We start from the raw sequence: 4,951 nt of genomic DNA on the forward strand, positions 1-4,951 counted from the left end.
ACGCCAATCGTCTGCAAGATTTGCTGGAGCAAGTGTTTCAGGGCAGTCAGGTCGTGGCGACGGAACCCGTTCATATTATGGAAGACATTACCCAGCCGCGCCGCGACAGCACCGTGACCGCCTGGGTCAACGTGATTTATGGCTGCAACGAGCGCTGCACCTATTGCGTGGTTCCCAATGTGCGGGGGGTGGAGCAGTCGCGCACGCCAGAGGCGATTCGTGCTGAGATCGAAGTCTTGGGGCAGCAGGGCTATAAAGAAATAACGCTGCTGGGGCAAAATATCGACGCTTATGGGCGTGACCTGCCTGGAGCCACGCCGGACGGCCGCCACTTGCACACGCTCACCGACTTGCTCTATTTCATTCACGATGTGCCAGGAATTGAGCGCATCCGGTTTGCCACCAGCCATCCCCGCTATTTCACGGAGCGGCTGATTCGCGCCTGCGCCGAGTTGCCCAAGGTCTGCGAGCATTTCCACATTCCCTTTCAGTCGGGAGACAACGACGTGCTAAAGGCCATGTCTCGCGGCTATACCCACGAAAAGTATCGCCGCATCATCGACACCATTCGTCGCTATATGCCCGATGCGTCGATTAGCGCTGACGCAATTGTGGGCTTTCCGGGTGAGACGGAGGCGCAGTTTGAAAATACGCTGAAGCTGGTGAGCGACATTGGGTTTGACCAACTCAATACGGCCGCCTACTCGCCGCGTCCGGGCACGCCCGCTGCCAACTGGGACAATCAGCTTTCGGAGGAGGTCAAGAGCGATCGCCTCCAGCGGTTGAATCATCTCGTTGCCGCTAAAGCAGCCGAGCGATCGCAGCGGTATCTGGGCCGCGTCGAAGAGGTGCTGGTGGAAGACCAAAATCCCAAAGACCCGACTCAGGTCATGGGGCGCACTCGCGGCAACCGCCTTACCTACTTTGAAGGCAGCTTGGAGGAGCTACGCGGACGGGTCGTTCCTGTCAAAATCACCGAAGTCCGCGCCTTTAGCCTGACAGGTCGCGCCCTCGTCGCCGCTGAATGCTAGCCTGCTAGCTGGGTGTAGATGCCCAGTCTGCCCAGCAGCCAGAATAGGAAGCTGTTGATAAAACTGAGGGCGATCGCCCCTAGCAGCGCACTGACAAAACCCCAGCGCAGCCGAAACCCTGGCACCAAAAAGGCCGCCAGCCCAAACACAATTGCGGTTGCAACCAGACCGAACAGCCCCAGCGTTAGCAGGTTCAGCAGCCTCAGCGAACTTAGCAGCGGCAACACCAGCGAATTGAGTGCGCCAATCACCAGCCCAGAGAGGAACGCCTTGGGGAAACTGTCGATATCAATGCCAAGAGGCAAGTTAGAAATAATCACCAGGCTCACTGCCGTCACCAAGGCAAAAATGAGCAGTCCGATAATCCAGCCTTCCATAGTTCTGAAGTTCTGAAATAATTTGCTAAAGAGTTGCTAAAAAGTTTTACGGTCTGAATCTTTGGTCTGAATCTTTTTGAAACTTTAATTTTTTCGAGCTTTTATTGTCCCTGGTTGGACTGCTGCAAACAGCCCTGCACACCGCCCTTCATGGCTTCCGTCACGCGCCGATCTAGCCGGCCTTGGGCCAAAAAGCTGTCTGCGGTGGTGCCAATGATTTGGTTGGCCTGGTCTTCTGTAATTAGGCCCTGATCCATTGCGACTTTGGCTGCTGTGCAAGCGCCAGAGGCCACGCCCACAAAGCCGCCCGTAACGCCGCCCCCCAGCGCCCCTAAGATGCCGCCGAGAACGCCCCCAATCAAAAAGCTAATCAAGCAGAGAGAAAAAACGCGACCTGCCCGCATAACCCAACGCTTATTAAATAGAAAGTGCAAATGAAACAAAACACCCAGAACGGGTTCTCACAGCAAGGGCAACCGGCCAAAAGCTGCGACCCGCAATGGTTGCAGTTCAGTCTCAGGGAATCCACCGCATACCATACCAGATTTGCCTAGACTTAACAAAGTAAATGCGAGCAAGTTGCTGAAAAATCCAGATGGCGGGAGGTTGATGGCCATGCATTGCTTAATTGTGGCAACGGGCAATTCGGGTAAGGTGCAGGAAATGTCGGCCTATCTGGCAAAAACGCCGTGGGAACTGAAGCTGAAGCCTGCGTCGCTGGAGATCGAAGAAACTGGCAGCACGTTTCTGGAGAATGCGGCGCTGAAGGCCTCTCAGGTGGCAGCGGCAACGGGAGAGTGGGCGATCGCCGATGACAGCGGACTCCAGGTCAACGCGCTGGGCGGTGCGCCGGGGCTATACTCAGCGCGATACGGCAACAGCGATGCTGAGCGGATTGCGCGGCTGCTGCGGGAAATGGAAGGGCAGACCGATCGGCGGGCCCAGTTTGTCTGTGCAGTGGCGATCGCCCGCCCCGATGGTTCCATTGCCTTTCAGACCGAAGGCATCTGCCCCGGTGAAATTGCCCTCTCCCCGGCAGGGGCAGGCGGCTTTGGCTATGACCCGATCTTCTACGTGCCGGAATACAGCATGACCTATGCAGAAATGCCCCCAGACCTGAAGCATCGCATCAGTCACCGGGGGCTTGCCTTTGCGGCGCTGCTGCCAGAGCTAGAGCGCCTTGCTGACGAAAGGTAGACAGGAAATGCAAAATGGACAGCAGAACAGGCAGCGAGATTAAATCGCTTCTTGGTTAGCCTCGCCCGTGCGGATGCGGATAATCTTGTCTACCGGGGTGATGAAAATCTTGCCGTCGCCGATTTCTCCGGTGCGGGCGGCGGCAATCACCTTTTCCACCACCATGTCTACCTGCTCGTCTTCCACCACAATCTCAATTTTCAGCTTTTGTAAAAACTCTACGGTGTATTCCGATCCCCGGTAGCGCTCGGTTTGACCCTTTTGCCGCCCAAAGCCGCGCACTTCGGAAACGGTCATCCCCACGATGCCCGCATTGACCAGGGCAATTTTGACTTCATCCAGCTTAAAGGGCCGAATAATCGCTTCTACTTTTTTCATTTAATCGATCACTCCTGAAAGTTTAAATTCAGTCCGCACACCAGCAGATTCGTTCTATCACCGCTTAGGGGAGCATTTTGTAGCTGGTGATACGTCGTTTTCATGATTAGTTTAAGGCTTTGGGGTGAGAAGTGATGCGAGTTTCCTGAGACGGAGGGCTGTTGTCAGGCGTGGGGCTGGCAAAACTGGTAGATCGCAGCGGCGATCGCCTGGGGCTGTTCGAGGTGGGGCAGGTGTCCGCATTGAGGAATCCAGACCAACTGGCTGCGGGGAATTCTGCGGGCCAGTTCTAGCGCGTCGCGGGTTCCCAGTATGCGGTCTGTGTCGCCCCAGAGGATTAGCGTGGGCGGGCGGAGCGTGGACAGTTGAGAACGAAATGAACCGTAGCCGCCGCTGCGAGTGAACTGGGCCAGGGCTGTTTCCCAGTGGGGTTCTGCCAGGTGCAATGCCCCGCAGGCGTAGGCGCTGTCGGTGGCCAGTTGAGAATTGTAAAATGCCCGCCGCGTTACGTCTTGGCGCACCGTAGGACGAGCCAAAAACCGCGCTCCCTGTCGGGCGATCGCCATCGGAAGCAGTTTGGCAAAGGCGGGGCCGCTGCGATAGCCCGCGCTGTCGATCAGCACCAGTCGCTGCACTGCATCGGGATAGCTCAGCGCAAAGTCGATCGCTGCCGCACCACCCATCGACACCCCCACTAGCACCACAGGTTGCCCAATCAGGGTTTTCCAGGCATAGTGCAAGTGGGTGCGGAGTGCTGTTGTATGAACGTCTAGGTCGGGTCGCCGTTCAGTAAACCCAAATCCCCACAGGTCGATTGCCCAGGTGTTGAAATGGGCCGCCAGCAGCGGCAGTAGCCGCCGAAACTCTAGGAGGGAACTGTCGAACCCGTGCAGCAGCAAAATCGGCGGATCTCCAGTGCCCAGTTGCACGGTGTTGGTGGCGATCGCCTCTGAACAGAGCGACGTGACGATCGGCTCTCGCCGCATTCGTTCCAGCAGGGCGATCGCCTCTGGTTCAGTGATTCGGTCTTTCATGCTCAATTTTGAGGTCGTGCTGGATTGCATCCGTCGTCTCATGGTTGTCGTTTCATGCCTCCTTGCCGTCAACCTCCAGCTTCATCATGCCAGCCCAGCGACACCTGCTTTAATTCTCTTTTCCGAGGGTTATGATAGGCGAAACCCCCCACTAGGGGATATCTCACCCCCGGCCCCAAAATCCAAAACCCAAAACCCAAAACCCCCTCTCCTGCCTTCATGGCAGCACCCTAGCGCCATCCTTCCGCCCCTCTAGACCTATCCTTATCCGTTCAATGCCCAAGAGTTTGCCACTCAGGAATCTGCTGATTTTGGCTTCGGTTGCCCAAATTATTGGAGTCGTGGGGCTGGTGGGCTACCTTTCGTTTCGCAACGGGCAAAAGGCGGTGAATGATCTGGCAAACCAGCTCCGGCAAGAACTGACCGCCCGCATCGAGCGAGAGCTACAGGGCTATTTTGCCGTACCCCACGAAATCAATCGACTGAACGCCAGCGCCTTTTCCCTGGGCGATCTGGATATCGAAAATGCGTCGCGGGGCGAGAGCCAGTTTTACCAGCAGATGAAGATTGCGCCGACGGTGGCGTTTGTCTATTGCGGTAGCGCCCAAACGGGGGAATTTTTTGGCGTGCTGCGATCGCCCCAAGATGGCTCCCTGCAACTGTCCTACGGCAATGCGTCCAACAACTTTTTGCGGGAATATTACAGCCTGGACGTGCGAGGCGAGCGCACCTACCGCCTGCGCCAGCTTGACCGGCCCTTCGACTCGCGCCAGCGCCCGTGGTACAAGGCCGCAGCGCTGGCAGAGCGACCCACCTGGACTGATATCTACATTGCGTTTACCACGGGCTTGCCCAACGTCACGGCTAGTCAGCCCGTTTATGACAAAGCGGGGCGCAAGCTGATCGGCGTTTGCGCGACGGATGTGGTGCTGCC

The 4,951-nt window shown here is 57.0% G+C and carries 7 protein-coding genes; 3 read left to right on the plus strand and 4 right to left on the minus strand.

What is annotated here, in order from left to right:
• A partial coding sequence (locus IGS51_RS11035) for a MiaB/RimO family radical SAM methylthiotransferase (protein ID WP_297078446.1) occupies nucleotides 1-1,031 on the plus strand: 1,031 nt, incomplete at its 5' end.
• Here IGS51_RS11035 and IGS51_RS11040 read toward each other — a convergent pair.
• Both IGS51_RS11040 and IGS51_RS11045 read right to left on the minus strand, forming a co-directional pair.
• Nucleotides 1,028-1,408 (minus strand): phage holin family protein, encoded by a 381-nt coding sequence (locus tag IGS51_RS11040; RefSeq protein WP_297078447.1) that lies wholly within the window; start codon nucleotides 1,406-1,408, stop codon nucleotides 1,028-1,030. The two genes, IGS51_RS11035 and IGS51_RS11040, sit on opposite strands and share 4 nt — an antisense overlap.
• Nucleotides 1,409-1,509: 101 nt before the next feature.
• Nucleotides 1,510-1,812 carry a hypothetical protein gene (locus tag IGS51_RS11045; RefSeq protein WP_068515514.1) on the minus strand — a complete coding sequence of 101 codons (303 nt, stop codon included), beginning with the start codon at nucleotides 1,810-1,812 and terminating at the stop codon, nucleotides 1,510-1,512.
• A gap of 211 nt (nucleotides 1,813-2,023) precedes the next feature.
• Here IGS51_RS11045 and rdgB point away from each other — a divergent pair, with 211 nt between their 5' ends.
• On the plus strand, nucleotides 2,024-2,605 hold the full coding sequence (gene rdgB / locus IGS51_RS11050) for an RdgB/HAM1 family non-canonical purine NTP pyrophosphatase (protein ID WP_297078448.1): 582 nt from the start codon (nucleotides 2,024-2,026) through the stop codon (nucleotides 2,603-2,605).
• A gap of 39 nt (nucleotides 2,606-2,644) precedes the next feature.
• On the opposite strand, the gene IGS51_RS11055 is transcribed toward rdgB, so the two are convergent.
• Both IGS51_RS11055 and IGS51_RS11060 read right to left on the minus strand, forming a co-directional pair.
• The gene (locus tag IGS51_RS11055; RefSeq protein ID WP_068515513.1) at nucleotides 2,645-2,983 is read right to left on the minus strand and encodes a P-II family nitrogen regulator; all 339 of its coding nucleotides are present in this window, start codon (nucleotides 2,981-2,983) and stop codon (nucleotides 2,645-2,647) included.
• Nucleotides 2,984-3,147: 164 nt separating this feature from the next.
• Nucleotides 3,148-4,017: an alpha/beta hydrolase gene (locus tag IGS51_RS11060; protein WP_297078449.1), complete on the minus strand. Its 870-nt coding sequence runs from the start codon at nucleotides 4,015-4,017 to the stop codon at nucleotides 3,148-3,150.
• Nucleotides 4,018-4,292: 275 nt separating this feature from the next.
• Here IGS51_RS11060 and IGS51_RS11065 point away from each other — a divergent pair.
• On the plus strand, nucleotides 4,293-4,951 hold a 659-nt coding region (locus tag IGS51_RS11065; protein ID WP_297078450.1), incomplete at its 3' end, for a cache domain-containing protein.

Origin of the sequence: Thermoleptolyngbya sp. M55_K2018_002, from assembly GCF_015295965.1 — a bacterium.
GTDB classification, from domain to species: Bacteria; Cyanobacteriota; Cyanobacteriia; order Elainellales; family Elainellaceae; genus Thermoleptolyngbya; species Thermoleptolyngbya sichuanensis.

Bases quoted from the DNA above. Each gene is read 5' to 3' on its own strand.
- rdgB (WP_297078448.1), top strand. From the start codon at position 2,024: ATGCATTGCTTAATTGTGGCAACGGGCAATTCGGGTAAGGTGCAGGAA.
- IGS51_RS11060 (WP_297078449.1), bottom strand. From the start codon at position 4,017: ATGAAAGACCGAATCACTGAACCAGAGGCGATCGCCCTGCTGGAACGA.
- IGS51_RS11040 (WP_297078447.1), bottom strand. From the start codon at position 1,408: ATGGAAGGCTGGATTATCGGACTGCTCATTTTTGCCTTGGTGACGGCA.
- IGS51_RS11055 (WP_068515513.1), bottom strand. From the start codon at position 2,983: ATGAAAAAAGTAGAAGCGATTATTCGGCCCTTTAAGCTGGATGAAGTC.
- IGS51_RS11045 (WP_068515514.1), bottom strand. From the start codon at position 1,812: ATGCGGGCAGGTCGCGTTTTTTCTCTCTGCTTGATTAGCTTTTTGATT.